This is a genomic window from Vibrio sp. Vb1554 (genome assembly GCF_033344235.1).
This window is the reverse complement of sequence record NZ_JAWPOJ010000030.1, coordinates 1-18,119: the sequence shown is the minus strand read 5'-3', so window position 1 is coordinate 18,119 and position 18,119 is coordinate 1. Positions and strand designations below refer to the sequence as shown.

The window sequence follows — 18,119 nt, the reverse complement described above, 5'->3', positions numbered from 1 at the left end:
TTAGGCAAACAAAGAAAAGCAAAGACTGTTCCAATATTCACTTTCTTGGAAAGGAATTAATAAAGAACGGTATCACCTAAGATTATCTGGAGAATCAAACCATGAAAAAGTGGCTTGTCGCTGCATCGATGATGACGCTTCTGACATCGTGCGCGTACTCACCGATTTACAATGGTAAAGAACCTTACTCGGGAAGCCAGTTCATGCTGATGGATAGTCCGCGTCATACGATGGACTTTTTCATTGAGAGCATGACAGAAGACCTGATGGTTTCTAATGTGGCAGTATCAGCGCGGACACCGATTGCGATTACCTCGTTTGTTGATCTACAAAATATGGATGCAACAAACTGGTTAGGTAACTCGGTCTCTGAAGGTTTTATCCATCAGTTTCAGCGCCGAGGGTTTAAAGTGGTTGATTTCAAAACTACGGGCTCTATTCAAGTGACGCAACAGGGCGATTTTGCTTTAAGTCGTGATTGGCAAGATTTAGCTCAAGAGCAGCAAATTCAGTATGTATTGACCGGAACGATGCTGCGCCAAGAGGGGGGAGTGCTTGTCAATGCACGCGTGGTTGGCATGCAAAGCCGTGTAGTTGTAGCGACAGCGCAAGGTTTCCTTCCGGCTGACCGTATTGGGCGTGACTTAGATACGTTAAATAGCATCCGCACACAAGATGGTGTGTTGATTCGTTCTGACCCTACCATTCGTCAGCCGTACACTGTGATTCTCCGTCCATAGGATAGAAGCATGAAGAAGTTATTATTTATTGTTGCCACACTGATATTGGTTGGGTGTCAGCCATTACAACAGATGCGTCAAGATGAAATCTTAGTGGCGGTGGGCTACGCCAGCGTCAGTGAGCAAACAGGCCGCACAGTAGAAGAAAAGCGTGTACGAGCAATGCGCGCATCAAAAATTGATGCTTATCGTGAGCTAGCAGAGCAAGTTTATGGCATGCGTGTTAGTGGACGTGCAGAGCTGCAAGACCAGCGTTTGGGTATTGAAAGCACCACTGGTGCCGTCGATGGTGTAATTCGTGGTGCAGAAGTTGTGCGTAGTTATCTTGTTGAAGACAGTTATGTGACTGAGCTGCGTCTGGATATCCGTAAGATGGATAAGCTACGTGATTATGGAGAAGTTCAGCAGGTACCTGAGAAGCGTCAGCAAACCTTGTTTTAAACCATTTCACTAGACAGATAATCTTTTTGAGCGGCTGATTGGTAACAATGAGTCGCTTTTTTTATATCTACGTGAGCGCGGGAATTGAGGGTAGGAGTGACGTTTAAGCTTTTATATTGGTGCCAAGCGTCGAGATGGTGTGGGTTTTTCCGCCCGCATTGTAGGTCATGCCAACTTTGCCATGAGTTCGCTGAAGCATGTTGTTGAGTTTATTGAAGCTCAGCTGTGCGCGACTAAGCGATTCGCCATTTACTTGGTTAACTTGTTGACAGTCGAGGACGATCGATTGGATTTGAGCAACAACCTGACTTAGGTGCTCATCTTCAGTAAGTTGATTGACGTGCGGGTGAGAGGCGATTCGCTGATCAGTTGTTCTGAGCTGATCAATGAGCGTCATCTTCTGTTTGGCAATGTTCTCAATCTCGGTAGAGACACGCGCCGTTATTGCTTGTGTTTCTTGGCGTAAAACAGCGGAAAGTGCCTTAGCATTTTCTAGCTGGAAATTAACGAGATCGACTAATGCTGCCATAAAATACTTACCTTCGGCCTAAGTCAGTTAGCTTTTGCCTTGCAATTCGTTTTCAAACTTAATCATGTTGTCAGCCAATTTTTCAGGATCGACTTTGTATGAACCGTTTGTGATAGCTTCTTTGATTGCTGCAACTTTGGCGCTGTCATATGCCGGAGAAGCTGCCATATCCTTCTGGAGTTTACTGACGGCTTTACTTTGCTGGCTGAGTGATACTGCGTCTTGTTGCGCTGGCGCCTTTTTTGATTCTGTCGTGCTGGTAGCATTGGAATCGTTACGTGCAGGTGCGCGACTTGTTGTCGTCATCATTTGCCCTGAACGTATATTATCTATACCTGCCATGTTTAACCTTTGCCTTGTATCGTAATACTGGTATCCAGACTATCGACCAGCGCAAAAATAACTTTAGTCATTTTTTGCATTTTTATTGATCAGTTTAAACACGCTACCAGTGGATATTAAAAATTAACAGTGATTTCCGCAATGTCAGTCACTATGCCTTCTATTATACGTTGTGACTTATCATTTTTCACTCTTACTTGATCGCCAGCTGAACCATCCTGCAATGCTGTGCCTTGCGTTGTGATCGTCATGCCAGAATTCACCGCTTTGATAATGACCTTTTCATTTCGGCATACCACACAAACATCATTTCTCTCTACGACATCGCCTAAACGAACATTACGCTTTAGCTTTGCCCCAACCACTTGATCGTAGCTAGAAAATCCATCTTTACGAAAGCGCTGTAGCTCGATCATGGAAGTGGTAACATCCGATGCGCTGACGATTTCTCCTCTCCCTAATGTTCGTGTCGCGACGATCATTGGTACTGATACCGAGATCCTCACAGGGACATAGACTTTCCAGTCATCCGGTTGGCATTCCACTAACACATTGATGTTACTTCTCGTGCTGCTGGTGGAAGAGGCAGATGTATCTAACGGAACAGGGCAATCCGTTGCTTTTATTCTCGAGTCGATCTCTGCCGCATTAACAGATAGCTCGCCACCATCAGGCTGATCAACCGTAGCAAGAATATGTTGTTCTGCTGCTGTTTTTATTTGCTCGATCTGATTATCTGAAGCTGAATGAACAAAAAAGCTAAACATACTGAGCAAAATGCCGATAGACTTAGCGTACTTTGTAATTAGCGCTCTACATATTGTCATAGTCAATGGTGTCGAAGTGAAAGTGAAATACGCCATACTGTCTCCCTGGTATCGTGCTTGCCAGTGGTAGAGTATCATTTAAAAACAAAAAGTTTGAGATGGAGATGAGCATATGACGGGGATTCTTGACTCGGTGAATCAACGTACGCAACTCGTCGGTCAGAACCGATTGGAATTATTGACCTTTCGACTGATGGGCCGACAGCGCTACGGCATTAACGTATTCAAAGTGAAAGAAGTACTACAGTGCCCTAAGCTGACTTCAATGCCAAATCTACACCCTCTGGTTAAAGGTATCGCTCATATCCGCGGCCATACCGTGTCCGTTATTGATTTGAGCCTGGCAATTGGTGGCCGCCCAACCACTGATTTAGATAAATGTTTTGTTGTTATTGCAGAATTTAACCGTACGATCCAAGCATTTTTGGTATCATCGGTTGAGCGTATTATCAATATGCATTGGGAAGCGATTTTGCCACCGCCAGACGGCGCAGGTAAAGCGCACTACTTGACTGCCGTTACAAACATTGACAATGAGCTGGTTGAAATCCTTGACGTTGAAAAAATCCTGGCAGAAATTGCGCCAGTTGATGAAACGATGGATTCCGCTATTGGCGAAGAAATCGCACAAGCAGAACAAGAAAAGCCTATTGTACGCCGCATACTGATTGCTGATGACTCGACGGTCGCGCGTAAACAGGTAGAGCGTGCGATTACATCCATCGGTTTTGAGGTCGTATCTGTCAAAGACGGCAAAGAAGCGTACAATAAGTTGATTGAAATGGCTCAAGAAGGCAATATCTACGATCAAATTTCGTTGGTTATTTCCGATATTGAAATGCCAGAAATGGACGGCTATACCTTAACGGCTGAAATTCGCAGACATGCCGATTTGAAAGACCTTTATGTTATCCTCCATTCTTCATTAAGTGGTGTATTCAACCAAGCTATGGTTGAGCGTGTAGGTGCCAACACCTTCATTGCGAAATTTAACCCAGATGAGTTGGGTAACGCGGTTAAATCTGCATTAACACAATAAAAGAGACATTAATGACTGCTATTACAATCAGTGATCAAGAGTATCGTGACTTTAGCCGTTTTCTAGAATCGCAATGTGGCATCGTGTTAGGTGATAGCAAGCAATACCTCGTGCGTAGCCGACTGAGTCCTTTAGTGACGAAGTTTAAGCTCGCATCGTTATCAGATTTGCTACGTGATGTTGTTACAGGGCGTAATCGAGAATTACGAGTCGCCGCTGTGGATGCGATGACGACTAACGAAACCTTGTGGTTTCGAGATACTTATCCGTTCACGGTTTTAGCTGACAAATTATTGCCAGAAGTAGCGGCAAGCAAGCGCCCAATTAAGATCTGGTCTGCTGCCAGTTCATCGGGCCAAGAACCGTATTCTATTGCAATGACGATCCTGGAAACGCAACAGCGCAAGCCGGGCTTGTTACCAAACGTGTCCATTACAGCCACAGATATTTCGGCAAGTATGCTCGAGATGTGTCGTGCAGGGGTGTACGACAACTTGGCTTTGGGTCGCGGGCTTTCACCAGAACGTCGTCGCACCTTCTTTGAAAATGCGGACGGTGGTCGCATGAAAGTCAAAGATAACGTCAAGCGTTTGGTGAACTTTCGTCCACAAAACCTGATGGACAGTTACGCACTGATGGGTAAGTTCGACATCATTTTCTGTCGTAACGTATTGATTTACTTTTCTCCAGAAATGAAATCTAAAGTGCTTAACCAAATGGCGAGCAGTTTAAACCCTGGTGGCTACTTGCTGTTAGGGGCATCAGAGTCGCTAACTGGTCTGACTGATAAATTTGAAATGGTGCGCTGTAATCCGGGCATCATTTACAAGCTTAAATAGCGGTATCTCTTCATTGATAGAAAAGCCTGACTTCGTGTCAGGCTTTTTTGTTTGTTACCTTTCTGCGCCGAGCGCTTCATGTATCACTCAATTAGTTGAAGCGCGTTTTTGCCTTGTGCCCTCAACACGGTGTATCTTTATTAAGTGAGCAAAGTGATACGACATGACATTCCAGTTACTTTGGCTCACTTATTGCTATTTCAATTCACGGTAACCACTAGGTTGGTGTAATGCTTTAGGTTTTGGCATGCTAATTGCTTTTTGGTTATCAATCACGGTCAGTTCTTAATTGTAGAGGCAAACATGGCTATATCTTTTGACAATGCACTAGGCATCCACCAGCACACGGTGGGCGTACGTGAGCGCAATGCAGAGGTGATTTCCACCAACATCGCACAAGCAAACACGCCTGGTTACAAAGCAAGAGGTTTAGACTTTGCGAAGGAATTGCAAGCGGCAACATCTGGGGCAAGCATTGGTCTTAGTCGCACAGATGGTCGGCATATTCCTGCCACTACAACGTTGGTTGGGGACAAGTTATATCGTCTTCCTACGCAACCAGATACGGGAGATGGCAACACGGTAGACTTGGATTTAGAGCGTAACTTGTTTATGCAAAACCAAATCAGACACCAAGCATCACTCGACTTTCTAGGCAGCAAATTCAAGAACTTAACCAAAGCAATCAAAGGGGAATAATTTAGATGAGCTTATTTAACGTTTTCAATGTGACAGGTTCCGCAATGAGCGCTGAATCCGTTCGTCTGAATACTACCTCAAGCAACTTGGCGAACGCCGACAGTGTCAGCAGCTCTGCGAAAGACACTTACAAAGCGCGTCATGCAGTGTTTGGTGCAGAGTTAAGTAACGCCATGCGTGGCGGTGATACGGTGCCAGTGAAAGTGATGGGTATTGTAGAAAGTGATAAACCGCTGAGTGCGGAGTACAACCCAGACCATCCCCTTGCAAACGAAGAAGGCTACATTTACAAGCCTAACGTCAATGTAATGGAAGAAATGGCAAACATGATTTCAGCTTCTCGTGCATACCAAACTAATGTACAGGTCGCTGATTCTAGTAAACAAATGCTGCTGCGTACGCTGCAGATGGGTCAATAAGGATAAGGGGGTAGCGTATGGCCGGAATTAACAACGTTGGTCAAAGCGGCTTGTCCTATATCGACCAGCTTAAAAGTCTACAAGAGAGTAACAAGAAAGCGGAAGAGAGCACGGGTAAGCAGGATCTAAAACAGGAAGACTTCTTATCATTGCTCACGAAGCAACTGTCTCAGCAAGACCCTTTTAAGCCGGTAAGTAATGACCAGATGATTGCGCAAATGGCTTCATTTGCGACCGTTGATGGCATTGGCAAGATGAACACTCAGTTTGAGAGTTTGAATTCGTCAATGACATCAAATCAAGCGTTACAAGCTTCCTCTTTGGTAGGGCGTGACGTATTGGTCCCAGGAGCAGCAGGTGTGAAGCAGGACGACGTGCCAATGGCGGCAATGGTTAAGCTTTCACAATCTATCGATAATCTGTTTGTTCGTGTAGAGGATGAAGCTGGCCAACTGGTTCGTACCTTTGAGGTAGGGGCGAAACCAGCCGGCGACACGCGTGTGCTTTGGGACGGTAAAGATGAAAGCGGAAATCCACTGCCAGCTGGCAAATACAAAGTGAAAGCGTCTGGCTTAGTTGAAGGGGAGTCGCAAGAGTTCCCAGTATCGACGTATGCCAACGTAAACAGCGTATTGCTTGGCAAAGGTGACGGAAACGTATTACTCAATCTGGCTGGTTTTGAATCGCCAGTTCGACTTGCAGAAGTATTGGAAGTCGGCAAAGCGTAGTCATAGCTCGCTAGATTAGGAGATTTTGGAATGTCATATGTATCTTTAAGCGGTTTGTCCGCCGCCCAACTGGATTTGAACACCACCAGTAACAACATTGCGAACGCCAACACTTACGGCTTTAAAGAGTCCCGTGCTGAGTTTGCTGATGTCTACTCTAACTCTTTATTTACTAACGCAAAAACCACACCGGGTGGTGGTGCGCAAGCAAGCCAAGTGGCACAGCAGTTCCATGAAGGCTCTAGCATTTACACCAACAACCCAATGGATTTGCGTGTTTCGGGGACAGGTTTTTTCGCTGTAGCGAAAGAGCGTCTAACTCCACAACAGAATGAACTGACACGTAATGGTGCATTTCACTTAAATAAAGAAAACTACATGGTGACCGCGAACGACGAGTTCTTATTAGGTTACCAAGTGGACCCAAGCTCTGGTGAGGTTTCTTCATACGAGCCACAACCCATCAATATTCCTGCTGAATTTGGTAAGCCAAAACAAACAGCAAACATTGAAGTGGGTGTGAACTTGCCAGCGAACGGCGATTTGAAAGATCCAACGCAGTTTGATTTTTCAGACCCAGATACATACAACCGTTCAACCTCTTCGACAATTTATGACTCGATGGGTCAGTCTTACAAGCTAACGACGTATTACTTGAAAGATCAGACTCAGCCAAATACATGGAACACTTACTACACCGTGACAGATAAAGAAGGTGAAAAGCCTTTAAATGTTGCGGCTGGTGATGCGCAAACGCCAACAGGTCATGTGGGGCATACCATGAAGTTCAACAACGATGGTACGTTGGCGAGCTTGAACAATGGTCAGCCAATCACTTCTGTGGCTCTGGGCGATCCGGCGACGAACACGACACCAGTCGATATGAATGGTGCCGATCCTGCGCAGACGCTTAACTTCGGCTTAGGCTCAGCAACACAGTTTGCGGCTCCGTTCGAACTGACTAAGTTTGACGAAGACGGTGCAACGACGGGCTTCCTAACCAAAGTTGACTTCGATGAAAACGGCAGCGTATTGGGAACTTACTCAAACGGTGAAAACGTTACATTGGGTCGTGTTGCTCTCGTACGTGTTCCAAACGAGCAAGGTCTGGATAAGAAAGGCGGCACTCAATGGGATTCAACGCAGTTCTCTGGTGACAAGATCTGGGGTGAATCAAATAAAGGCTCTTTCGGCACCATCAATAACGGTATGCTGGAACAGTCAAACATTGATATGACGCAGGAGTTGGTGGACCTGATCTCTGCTCAGCGTAACTTCCAAGCAAACTCACGTTCGCTAGAAGTACACAACCAACTACAACAGAATATCTTACAGATCCGCTAGAGCACTAGCTGGGTCATTCGATACTCTGCTTGAGTAAGCAATGGCGTGTGATTGCTTCTTAGTAATTACCGCTTTGTTCATTTTCATCATGACATTCATCTGATGCTTAGCCTGAATACACCTCACTCAGGCTAAGCATGCTTTGATCTACGATTTGCCGCTGTTGCCGCCGTATGGATCAAAACCTTGCCTCTCGTTACAGTTTTCTGCCTCTATTGACCTCTTTTCATTGTTGATTTTTAATTCAAAGTATTGATTAATAAGTCTATTTTTGTTTTGGCATAACTATTGCTTTCTACTCCGTGTACAGAGAGATTTTTTGGAGTAATTTATGGATCGCGCACTGTTTCTCGCAATGAGTGGCGCCAAGCAAAATATGCAGGCACTACAATTGCGCGCTAATAACTTGGCTAACGTAAGCACGACCGGATTTCGGGCTGATTTAGCACAGGCTCGCTCAATGCAGGCTTATGGTGAAGGCCATCCTTCACGTGTATTCAGCATGACAGAGCGTCCAGGGCATAACTTTGCTCAAGGTAGCGTGATTACAACAGGGCGTGATCTGGATGTGACGATTGAAGGCAGCGGTTGGATATCGGTACTCGATCATACAGGGAAAGAAGGGTTGACCCGTAACGGCAACCTAAAAGTCGATCAAAATGGCATGCTTACCAACGCAAGTGGTCATTTGGTGCTGGGTGAAAACGACGCGCCGATTACTTTGCCTATCCCTCTCTCCAAAATTGAAATCGGTCGGGATGGCACCATCTCTGTACTTCCTCAAGGTGCCCCGGCAGAAGAATTCCAAGCGGTTGATCGCATTAAGCTTGTTAAGCCTAATGATCAAAGCTTGTTTAAAGACACCAATGGCTTATTTCGCCATAAAACTCCAAACCAACCTTACGAAGCAGACGCGACTGTTAGCCTCCAGACGGGAGCGATAGAAGGCAGTAACGTGAATGCCGTAGGTGAAATGACCGCATTGATTGACTTACAACGTCAGTTTGAAATGCAAGTCAAGATGATGAGCACAGCTGAAGAAATGGATAAATCTTCAGATTCACTGCTTCGTATGAGTTAACAGAGTTAGAGGTTCACTATGCATCCAGCACTATGGGTAAGTAAAACAGGTCTAGACGCCCAACAAACCAACATTGCCACGATTTCGAACAACTTGGCGAACGCCTCTACTGTCGGCTACAAAAAGAGCCGTGCAGTATTCGAAGATCTGTTCTATCAGAACATCAACCAGCCTGGCGGCCAGTCATCTCAGAACACGGAACTGCCAAGTGGCTTGATGCTAGGTGCGGGTTCTAAAGTGGTTGCGACGCAAAAAGTGCACACGCACGGCAATGCACAGACAACGACCAACGCACTGGACATGATGGTGGAAGGCGACGGCTTTTTTCAAGTGACATTGCCGGACGGCAACATCGGTTATACCCGTAACGGTCAGTTCACGCTAAATGGTGAAGGCACGTTAGTCACGTCGGGTTCTGGCTACCCTGTAGAGCCTGAAATTGTGATTCCAGAAGATGCGATTTCTATTACTGTCGGTACGGATGGTGAAGTGTCGGTTCGCGTCCGAGGGCAGCAAGACAACCAAGTCGTTGGTCAGTTAACCATTACAGATTTTGTTAACCCGGGTGGCCTAGAGCCAATTGGTCAGAACCTTTACTTACCAACGGGTGCCAGTGGCGATCCACAAGAGGGTGTTCCAGGTTTGGACGGTTTGGGTGAAATTCGTCAATCCATGCTGGAAGCGTCCAACGTGAATGTAACGGAAGAGTTGGTCAACATGATCGAAGCCCAGCGCGTTTACGAAATGAACTCAAAAGTGATCTCGTCAGTCGATAAAATGATGAGCTTCGTTAACCAGCAATTGTAACGATTAAGAGCAAGATTTGAGGAGCTCACGATGAAACGTATTTGCCTACTCGCTTTGATTGCTACGATGTCGGGATGTGCCATGTTGGAACCGATTGAAACGGATGAAGTGACACAAGCAACCACTGTGGTCGACGCAGTAGAAGGCGATAAATCGAAAGAAGAGAGCAGCGGTATTGTAGATACTTTACGTGGTAGAAGTGATCCGGTTGCTGGCGACCCTGCTTGGGCTCCAATTCATCCGAAAAACAAACCTGAGCATTACGCTGCTGCAACAGGTTCGTTGTTTAGCGCCGAGCACATTACCGATCTATACGACGATTCTAAACCACGTGGTATTGGCGACATTATTACCGTAACACTGGATGAGACAACCAGTGCGACGAAAAGCGCAAATGCCGATTTATCGAAAACCAATGAAGCGCAAATGGACCCGCTTCAAGTGGGCGGAGAAGAGCTGCAAATTGGCGGAAAATATAATTTCTCTTATGACCTAAACAACTCCAACTCATTTGCAGGTGACTCTTCTGCAAAACAGAGCAACAGCATCAGTGGTTACATCACTGTTGAGGTGATCGAAGTACTGGCAAACGGCAACCTCGTGATCCGCGGTGAGAAGTGGATGACGCTAAATACGGGTGATGAGTACATACGTTTAAGTGGCACTATTCGTCCGGATGATATTAATTTCGACAACACCATTGCATCAAATCGCGTTTCTAACGCAAGAATTCAATACTCAGGGACTGGTTTGCAACAAGATATGCAAGAGCCAGGCTTCTTGGCACGATTCTTTAATGTAGCGCTATAACACGCCGTGCTGACGGCAATTTGACTGCAAGAGATAAGTAAGCATGAAAAAACTCCTTTTAGTACTGATGAGCGTTGCTCTGTTTTCTACCGTAGCCCAAGCCGCACGTATCAAAGACGTCGCGCAAGTGGCAGGTGTACGAAGCAACCAACTCGTGGGTTATGGTTTGGTTTCAGGCTTACCTGGTACGGGTGAAGCGAACCCGTTTACAGAGCAAAGTTTCGCCGCCATGCTGCAAAACTTCGGCATTCAGATGCCGCCGGGCACAAAGCCAAAAATTAAAAACGTTGCCGCAGTCATGGTTACGGCAGAGTTGCCGCCTTTCTCTAAACCGGGTCAGCAAGTGGACGTGACTGTCTCTTCCATCGGAAGTGCTAAAAGTTTGCGTGGTGGTACGCTACTACAAACGTTCCTCAAAGGTCTCGACGGTCAAGTTTACGCGGTTGCTCAAGGTAACTTAGTAGTGAGCGGCTTCAGTGCTGAAGGCGCTGACGGTTCTAAAATCGTAGGTAACAATCCAACCGTTGGTCTTATCTCTAGTGGTGCGACAGTAGAGCGAGAAATTCCAAACCCATTTGGTCGTGGTGATTACATCACGTTCAACTTGCTTGAGTCAGACTTCACAACGGCTCAACGTATGGCGGATGCTGTAAACAACTTCCTTGGCCCACAAATGGCGAGCGCTGTTGACGCGACATCAGTGCGCGTGCGTGCTCCTCGTGACGTCAGCCAGCGTGTTGCGTTCTTATCGGCAATCGAAAACCTAGAGTTCGACCCAGCAGATGGTGCAGCCAAAATCATCGTTAACTCTCGCACGGGCACCATCGTAGTTGGTAAGCATGTGCGTCTTAAACCAGCAGCAGTAACGCACGGCGGCATGACGGTTGCGATCAAAGAAAACCTGAATGTTAGCCAACCTAACGGCTTTTCTGGTGGGCAAACCGTAGTCGTACCAGACTCGGATATCGAAGTCAGCGAAGAGCAAGGCAAAATGTTTAAGTTCGAACCAGGCTTAACGTTGGATGATTTGGTCCGTGCCGTGAACCAAGTCGGGGCTGCGCCTTCGGACTTGATGGCAATTTTACAAGCATTGAAGCAAGCTGGTGCCATTGAAGGCCAGTTGATCATCATTTAATGGTTAGGAGGTAGGTATAATGAACAATCCTAACGACATTGGTTTTATCCATGACATCAGTTCTCTGGATACTCTGCGTCAAAAAGCAGTGAAAGAGGGAAAAGATGGCGAGCAAGAAGCATTGCATGCGGCTGCTCGTCAGTTCGAATCGATCTTCACCTCCATGATGTTGAAATCCATGCGTGAAGCCAATGAGGGCTTTGAGTCCAACATGATGAACAGCCAAAACGAGAAGTTCTACCGACAAATGTTGGATGAACAGATGGCGAGTGAATTGAGTTCGTCTGGTTCAATGGGACTGGCCGATATGATTGTTAAGCAATTAACGGCTGGGCAAGGGAACGACAAAAAAGAAACGGCTATGCGTGATGCGGCAAACAATGCTGCGGAATATCGTCGTGTTGACCCGAAAAAAGCGCGCGAGATTGAACAGCGCTTGATTGAATCTGGTCAATTATCTCGACCAAGCAATGAACCCACTCGATTCGATTCACCAGAATCCTTTGTTAACTCGATGAAGCCATACGCGGAGAAAGCTGCGAAAGCCTTAGGTGTCGAGCCATCTTTGCTACTTGCGCAAGCCGCTTTGGAAACGGGGTGGGGACAAAAGGTCGTGAAGAACGCGCGTGGCAGCAGCAACAACTTATTTAACATCAAAGCAGATCGAAGCTGGCAGGGTGACAAAGTGACGACTCAAACTTTAGAGTTCCACGATAACACGCCAGTGAAAGAGACGGCAGCATTTCGCTCCTACTCAAGTTACGAAGACAGCTTTAATGACTTTGTACGATTTTTGAATGACAACCCACGTTACGAGACAGCATTGCAGAAACGCGGGAGTTCAGAGTTGTTTATTCGCGGTATCCACAGTGCGGGTTACGCGACCGATCCGAACTACGCAGATAAAGTCCTGCAGGTGAAGGATAAAATCGAAAGTATGTAATGTCTCTGCGAAAATTTATGACGTTCTCGAAGGCTTGCCATAGTGCAAGCCTTCACTTTATCTGAACATCTACGCCTTTCTATCACTTGGCACATCTTTTGCTTTTAATGTGTCTAGGTGATCGGTTTGCCGATTTATATTTCGTTTTCGGGGGCATGTATGGCGTCAGATCTTCTGAATGTAGGTACTCAAAGTGTGCTTACTGCTCAGAGACAATTAAACACCACTGGTCATAACATTTCTAATGTTAATACAGAGGGTTATAGCCGTCAGTCTGTTATCCAAGGCACGAATGATCCGCGCATGTTTGGTGGTTCTACCTACGGCATGGGTGTGCATGTGGAAAATGTTCGCCGCTCGTGGGATCAGTTTGCCGTGAATGAACTGAACCTGTCGTCGACCAACAATGCCAACAAAACGGATACCCAAGACAATCTTGATATGCTCTCTAGCATGTTGAGCTCCGTGGCATCGAAGAAAATTCCCGAGAACCTGAATGAGTGGTTCGATGCGGTAAAAACCATGGCAGATACCCCGAACGATTTAGGGGCACGAAAAGTGGTATTGGAAAAGGCGAAAATCTTCTCTGATACATTAAATGATTTCCACGAAACCGTTCGACTGCAATCTGATGTCACCAATAAAAAATTGGATATGGGCATTGAGCGCGTTAACCAACTTGCGTTGGAAATTCGCGATATTCATCGGCTGATGATGCGCACCCCCGGCCCACATAATGACCTGATGGATCAGCATGAAAAGCTGGTTACTGAGCTGTCAGAGTACACCAAAGTTACCGTAACCCCACGCAAAAATGCGGAAGGGTTTAATGTTCATATCGGCAATGGACACACACTTGTTTCTGGCACGGAAGCAAGCCAGCTCAAAATGATCGATGGCTATCCGGATGTTCATCAAAGACGATTAGCAATGGTGGAAGGGAATGGCATTAAAGCGATCAAGTCTGATGATATGGATGGAAAAATCGGCGCTTTACTTGAAATGCGCGACAAACACATCCCACAACTGCAAGATGAAATGGGCCGTTTAGCAACGGGCTTCTCCTACAAAATTAATCAGCTGCAATCTCAAGGTCTGGATCTCAACGGTAAGATAGGTAAAGACGTATTTACCGATGTGAACTCTGAGCTGGTGGCAAAATCTCGAGTTTTTGCTGCGCCTGACTCTCAAGCTGATGTTGCGGTTTACATCGAGGATATTTCCGCGATCAAAGGTGGTGAATATTCGCTGCGTTATGATGGCGACCAATACAGCGTGACAACACCGAAAGGTGAGCAAATGTCGTTGAACATCGACCGTTCGGATTCGTCGTTTGTTCTGGATGGTATGAAAGTGCAAATTGGTGAAGGCCTTGCCGCCGGTGAGCGCGTATTGCTACGCCCAACGAGAAGTGGTGCAGCCATCATAAAGATGGAAACCAATGACGCAAAAGCTATTGCCGCACAAAGTTATGAAGCCTCAACCACTTTTGCCCAAGGTAACGCCAAGTTTAAAATTCGTGAGGCGGGGGATGTTAAAGAGTTTGAGGTTACCGTACAACCAGCCGACGAGAAGCATGATAAGCCGTGGTTAAAGATCACGGATAACAAGGGTAATTTACTATCGGACAAATACTCATACCCGTTAGATAAAGATAACCCGATGATTGAAATATCAGTGCCGAAAAGCCATCCGCTGTATAAAAACGGCGATGCAACCGTGTTTGAGTTGAGCGAAGGCGCTCTGATGAATGATAAATTCACCGCAAACTTGGTGCCTTCTGAAGGTGGTAACGGCAACTTGAGAAAAATGCAGAAGATCCAAACAGACAAGATGATGGATGGAAAATCCAGTACCTTGATCGATGTTTATCATAACCTCAATACCGAAGTTGGACTGAAGTCTTCTACAGCAAACCGTTTAGCCTCCGTCGCTCGTTTAGAGCATGAAGCGGCGCAAGAGCGCGTTGCTTCTATTTCTGGTGTTAACCTCGATGAAGAAGCGGCCAACATGATGAAGTTTCAACAAGCGTACATGGCTTCATCACGTGTGATGCAAGCGGCGAATGATACCTTCAATACCATTTTACAACTGAGGTAAGGAGAAGAGATAAGTGCTAACCCGAATTTCTAGTTTCCATAACTATCAGTCCGTACAAAATGATCTGCGTCGTCAAGAGAATAAGGTTCACCACAACCAAGAGCAACTTGCTTCAGGGAAAAAGTTACTGAAACCTAGTGACGACCCCCTCGCTGCGCATTACATCCAAAACATTAGTCAGCAACAAGAACAGCTACAACAATATCTTAGCTCGATAGTGTTGGTGCGTAATCGTTTAGAAAACCACGAAGTTAATATCGCCAATGCGGAGAATTTTGCCGACGAGTCGAAGCGCTTAACGATGGAGATGATTAACGGTGCCTTTTCTGCTGAAGACCGACAAGCAAAGAAGCGTGAGTTAGAAGAGATTGCGAACAACTTCCTTAACTTAGTGAACTCGCAAGATGAATCTGGTAACTACGTGTTTGCGGGCACTAAGCCAAAAAGTCAACCATTCTATCGCGATAAAGACGGTAGTGTTCAGTACGCTGGAGACGATTATCAGCGCAAAATGAAAGTCTCTAGCATGCTCGAGATGCCAATGAACGATCCTGGCAGCAAGCTGTTTATGGAGATACCAAACCCATTTGGCGACTATCAGCCGAATTACGATCTACAAAACGGCTCTGAGCTGTTGCTAAACAAAGCCACTAACGTTGACGCGAAGGATGATGCCGCGTATCGCGTGACATTTGTCGATATGAATAACGGCAAATTTGGTTACCAATTAGAGCGTAACGGCAAAGTAGTGGATGCCGATGAGTTTTCTCCAGAGAAAGGGATTGAATACAAAGGCCTGAAAGTGCACGTAAAAGGCCAAATTACGCCTGGTGACAGCATTGAGATCGAAAAGCGGGCAGAGTTCAGCATTTTCGATACCTTCAAGGATGCAATGGCATGGTCAGACAAATCGGTTTCGGATACGTCGGCGACTGCTAAATTGCACCAAATGACAGAAGAATTCCACGCTGCTTTTATCCATTTGAATAAAGCGCGTACAGATGCCGGTGCTCGATTGAGTACGCTGGATATCCAAGAGCAAAATCATGAAGACTTTAATTTGTCTCTGGCAAAAGCGAAGAGCAACTTTGAGGACTTGGATTACTCTAAAGCCGTGATCGAGTTCAGTGAAAACTCGCGAGCGTTACAGGCATCGCAACAAGCATTCGGTAAGACCAAAGATCTAACGTTGTTTAACTACATCTAGTATGACACTCATACGCATTGTCTGATTTTGATGCCTTATGTGCAAAGCCTTAAGCGCGATAAGTCGACGTAACCTGAGAGTCTGAGATGTCATGCGGCACGATTTTACCCAAAGCGGCAATGATGCGGGAGGCAAGTCGGGCGGCAACAGGGCAGCGTTCAATACCCTTGGGCTAAGATGAGTCTGACAAACCGGAAATAGCTTAATGATAAAGCTAACTTATTGTTTATTTGATTCTTTTAAAAGTAGTTAAATAATTTACGCAAGTTGGCACACAAATTGTATTGAAAATATCAGAACAGATTTAGAGATTCTAAACCCTGCGTTTAAGGCAGATTTAGCAAGTAACTTTTACGGTCAGTGCTTATCCAAATGAGAGTAAAGCTGGCCGCTTCGCAAAAGCTTGCGAACTCAACAGGAGAGCAAAATGGCTGTAACAGTTAGTACTAACGTCTCCGCGATGACCGCGCAGCGTTACCTAAACAAAGCGACTGATGAATTAAACACGTCGATGGAGCGCTTATCTTCAGGACATAAGATTAACAGTGCAAAAGATGATGCGGCAGGTCTACAGATCTCTAACCGCTTAACTGCACAGTCTCGTGGCCTAGATGTCGCAATGCGTAACGCGAACGATGGTATCTCGATTGCACAAACCGCTGAAGGTGCGATGAATGAGGCAACCTCTGTCATGCAACGAATGCGTGACCTTGCGATTCAATCATCGAACGGTACTAACTCTCCAGCTGAGCGTCAGGCGATCAACGAAGAGTCAATGGCATTGATTGACGAGCTAAACCGTATTGCAGAAACCACTTCATTTGGTGGTCGTCGTCTATTGAACGGCTCATTCGGTGAAGCAGCATTCCAGATTGGTGCGAGCTCAGGAGAAGCCATGATCATGGGACTCACCAGCATTCGTGCGGACGATACTCGCATGGGCGGTGTGACCTTCTTATCTGAAAATGGTAAAGATAAAAACTGGAGCGTTGACCCAGCTAAATCTGACTTGAAGATCACGCTACCAGGTATGGGTGAAGACGAAGACGGCAATGTTGATGATCTAGAAATCAACATTAATGCCAAAGCGGGCGACGACATCGAAGAGCTTGCCACTTACATTAATGGTCAGTCTGATATGATTAATGCGTCTGTAAGTGAAGATGGCAAGTTGCAAGTTTTTGTCGCGCATCCAAACGTTCAGGGCGAGATTTCCATTTCTGGTGGATTAGCATCTGAGCTTGGCCTGAGTGATGAACCTATCAGAACGTCAGTACAAGATATTGATATGACCACGGTACAAGGTTCTCAAAACGCGATTTCTGTGCTGGATTCGGCACTGAAATACGTAGACTCGCAACGTGCAGACTTAGGTGCGAAGCAAAACCGTTTGAGTCACAGCATCAACAACTTGGCGAATATCCAAGAAAACGTTGACGCATCGAACAGCCGAATTAAAGATACAGATTTTGCGAAAGAAACCACGCAAATGACCAAAGCACAAATTTTGCAACAGGCAGGTACATCGATTCTTGCTCAAGCGAAACAGTTGCCAAACTCTGCAATGTCACTATTGCAGTAGTTTACTTAGCCTGTACTCAATACATTCAGACGTGGATGGGAATGCAGGCTTTTGGCAAGCAGCTTTACAATAGAATGAGCGGCTCTCTCATCTCTCACCTGCCAATCATTTTCAATGTAAAGTTGCACTCGGTATGCCGGAAATGTGTTCATTTCTCTTGATCTCCACATAGGCTCTGGCGACCAACCTAGCCCCAGTTCTCTCAAAGGAAAAGGGGCTTTTTCTTTTCTAATTTTCACGTCTATCGTCTGCGAACTTACCTTTAATTGTTTCCTTTTGCTGGTTTTCTATACAATTTAGCCCTCTCGGCTCGATTTGTGGAAACTTGAGCACTTTTTCTTACTTTTCTTCAATTTTATTAGCTAAATCTCGCAATGTTATTTTTTTAAACTTTTTTCTAAAGCTTCTGAATTTGGTGTCGTTAATAGAGGTAACTTTGAGAGAACTACTTGGTTTTCCGAGACGTCGGAAACCGCTACACCGGAAAATCAATTGGAGAAATCACCA

19 protein-coding genes are annotated in these 18,119 nt (G+C 45.8%); 16 read left to right on the top strand and 3 right to left on the bottom strand.

From position 1 onward, the window contains the following. Positions 1-101 precede the first annotated feature (101 nt). Positions 102-740, top strand: coding sequence for a FlgO family outer membrane protein (locus R8N28_RS19630; protein ID WP_005382013.1), 639 nt, complete (start codon positions 102-104; stop codon positions 738-740). A 9-nt stretch (positions 741-749) separates the two neighbouring features. Next, on the top strand, positions 750-1,181 hold the full coding sequence (gene flgP / locus R8N28_RS19625) for a flagellar assembly lipoprotein FlgP (RefSeq protein ID WP_005382014.1): 432 nt from the start codon (positions 750-752) through the stop codon (positions 1,179-1,181). Positions 1,182-1,284: 103 nt separating this feature from the next. Here the strand turns inward: flgP and R8N28_RS19620 are convergent, their stop codons facing one another. From R8N28_RS19620 to flgA, 3 genes are all read right to left on the bottom strand, one after another. Continuing rightward, on the bottom strand, positions 1,285-1,710 hold the full coding sequence (locus R8N28_RS19620; protein ID WP_005382015.1) for a flagella synthesis protein FlgN: 426 nt from the start codon (positions 1,708-1,710) through the stop codon (positions 1,285-1,287). A gap of 27 nt (positions 1,711-1,737) precedes the next feature. Next, positions 1,738-2,052 (bottom strand): flagellar biosynthesis anti-sigma factor FlgM, encoded by a 315-nt coding sequence (gene flgM / locus R8N28_RS19615; RefSeq protein WP_005382018.1) that lies wholly within the window; start codon positions 2,050-2,052, stop codon positions 1,738-1,740. A 116-nt stretch (positions 2,053-2,168) separates the two neighbouring features. Further along, positions 2,169-2,915 carry a flagellar basal body P-ring formation chaperone FlgA gene (flgA, locus tag R8N28_RS19610; protein ID WP_005382020.1) on the bottom strand — a complete coding sequence of 249 codons (747 nt, stop codon included), beginning with the start codon at positions 2,913-2,915 and terminating at the stop codon, positions 2,169-2,171. Between the two features lie 76 nt (positions 2,916-2,991). On the opposite strand from flgA, the gene R8N28_RS19605 reads away from it, so the two are divergent. The 14 genes from R8N28_RS19605 to R8N28_RS19540 all read left to right on the top strand — a co-directional run bounded on the left by R8N28_RS19605 (position 2,992) and on the right by R8N28_RS19540 (position 17,612). Then, complete coding sequence (locus R8N28_RS19605; RefSeq protein WP_005382022.1) at positions 2,992-3,918, top strand: chemotaxis protein CheV; 927 nt, start codon at positions 2,992-2,994, stop codon at positions 3,916-3,918. Between the two features lie 11 nt (positions 3,919-3,929). Further along, the gene (locus R8N28_RS19600) at positions 3,930-4,757 is read left to right on the top strand and encodes a CheR family methyltransferase (RefSeq protein ID WP_005382024.1); all 828 of its coding nucleotides are present in this window, start codon (positions 3,930-3,932) and stop codon (positions 4,755-4,757) included. Positions 4,758-5,060: 303 nt separating this feature from the next. Further along, complete coding sequence (gene flgB, locus R8N28_RS19595) at positions 5,061-5,456, top strand: flagellar basal body rod protein FlgB (protein WP_005382026.1); 396 nt, start codon at positions 5,061-5,063, stop codon at positions 5,454-5,456. Positions 5,457-5,461: 5 nt separating this feature from the next. Continuing rightward, complete coding sequence (flgC, locus tag R8N28_RS19590; protein WP_005393132.1) at positions 5,462-5,875, top strand: flagellar basal body rod protein FlgC; 414 nt, start codon at positions 5,462-5,464, stop codon at positions 5,873-5,875. A 17-nt stretch (positions 5,876-5,892) separates the two neighbouring features. Beyond that, complete coding sequence (flgD, locus tag R8N28_RS19585) at positions 5,893-6,603, top strand: flagellar hook assembly protein FlgD (RefSeq protein WP_065274246.1); 711 nt, start codon at positions 5,893-5,895, stop codon at positions 6,601-6,603. 30 nt (positions 6,604-6,633) lie between these two features. After that, positions 6,634-7,947 carry a flagellar hook protein FlgE gene (flgE, locus tag R8N28_RS19580; RefSeq protein ID WP_005382030.1) on the top strand — a complete coding sequence of 438 codons (1,314 nt, stop codon included), beginning with the start codon at positions 6,634-6,636 and terminating at the stop codon, positions 7,945-7,947. Between the two features lie 331 nt (positions 7,948-8,278). Continuing rightward, positions 8,279-9,028, top strand: a complete 750-nt coding sequence (gene flgF / locus R8N28_RS19575) for a flagellar basal-body rod protein FlgF (RefSeq protein WP_005382031.1) — start codon at positions 8,279-8,281, stop codon at positions 9,026-9,028. A gap of 18 nt (positions 9,029-9,046) precedes the next feature. After that, positions 9,047-9,835: a flagellar basal-body rod protein FlgG gene (flgG, locus tag R8N28_RS19570; RefSeq protein ID WP_005382032.1), complete on the top strand. Its 789-nt coding sequence runs from the start codon at positions 9,047-9,049 to the stop codon at positions 9,833-9,835. Positions 9,836-9,865: 30 nt separating this feature from the next. Then, positions 9,866-10,645 (top strand): flagellar basal body L-ring protein FlgH, encoded by a 780-nt coding sequence (gene flgH, locus R8N28_RS19565; protein ID WP_005382033.1) that lies wholly within the window; start codon positions 9,866-9,868, stop codon positions 10,643-10,645. Between the two features lie 43 nt (positions 10,646-10,688). After that, positions 10,689-11,780, top strand: coding sequence for a flagellar basal body P-ring protein FlgI (locus R8N28_RS19560; protein WP_005393118.1), 1,092 nt, complete (start codon positions 10,689-10,691; stop codon positions 11,778-11,780). 16 nt (positions 11,781-11,796) lie between these two features. After that, complete coding sequence (flgJ, locus tag R8N28_RS19555) at positions 11,797-12,723, top strand: flagellar assembly peptidoglycan hydrolase FlgJ (protein ID WP_065274247.1); 927 nt, start codon at positions 11,797-11,799, stop codon at positions 12,721-12,723. Between the two features lie 159 nt (positions 12,724-12,882). Beyond that, complete coding sequence (gene flgK / locus R8N28_RS19550; protein WP_065274248.1) at positions 12,883-14,823, top strand: flagellar hook-associated protein FlgK; 1,941 nt, start codon at positions 12,883-12,885, stop codon at positions 14,821-14,823. 13 nt (positions 14,824-14,836) lie between these two features. Beyond that, on the top strand, positions 14,837-16,030 hold the full coding sequence (gene flgL, locus R8N28_RS19545) for a flagellar hook-associated protein FlgL (protein ID WP_005382037.1): 1,194 nt from the start codon (positions 14,837-14,839) through the stop codon (positions 16,028-16,030). A 427-nt stretch (positions 16,031-16,457) separates the two neighbouring features. Then, complete coding sequence (locus R8N28_RS19540) at positions 16,458-17,612, top strand: flagellin (RefSeq protein WP_005382038.1); 1,155 nt, start codon at positions 16,458-16,460, stop codon at positions 17,610-17,612. Positions 17,613-18,119: the final 507 nt, after the last annotated feature.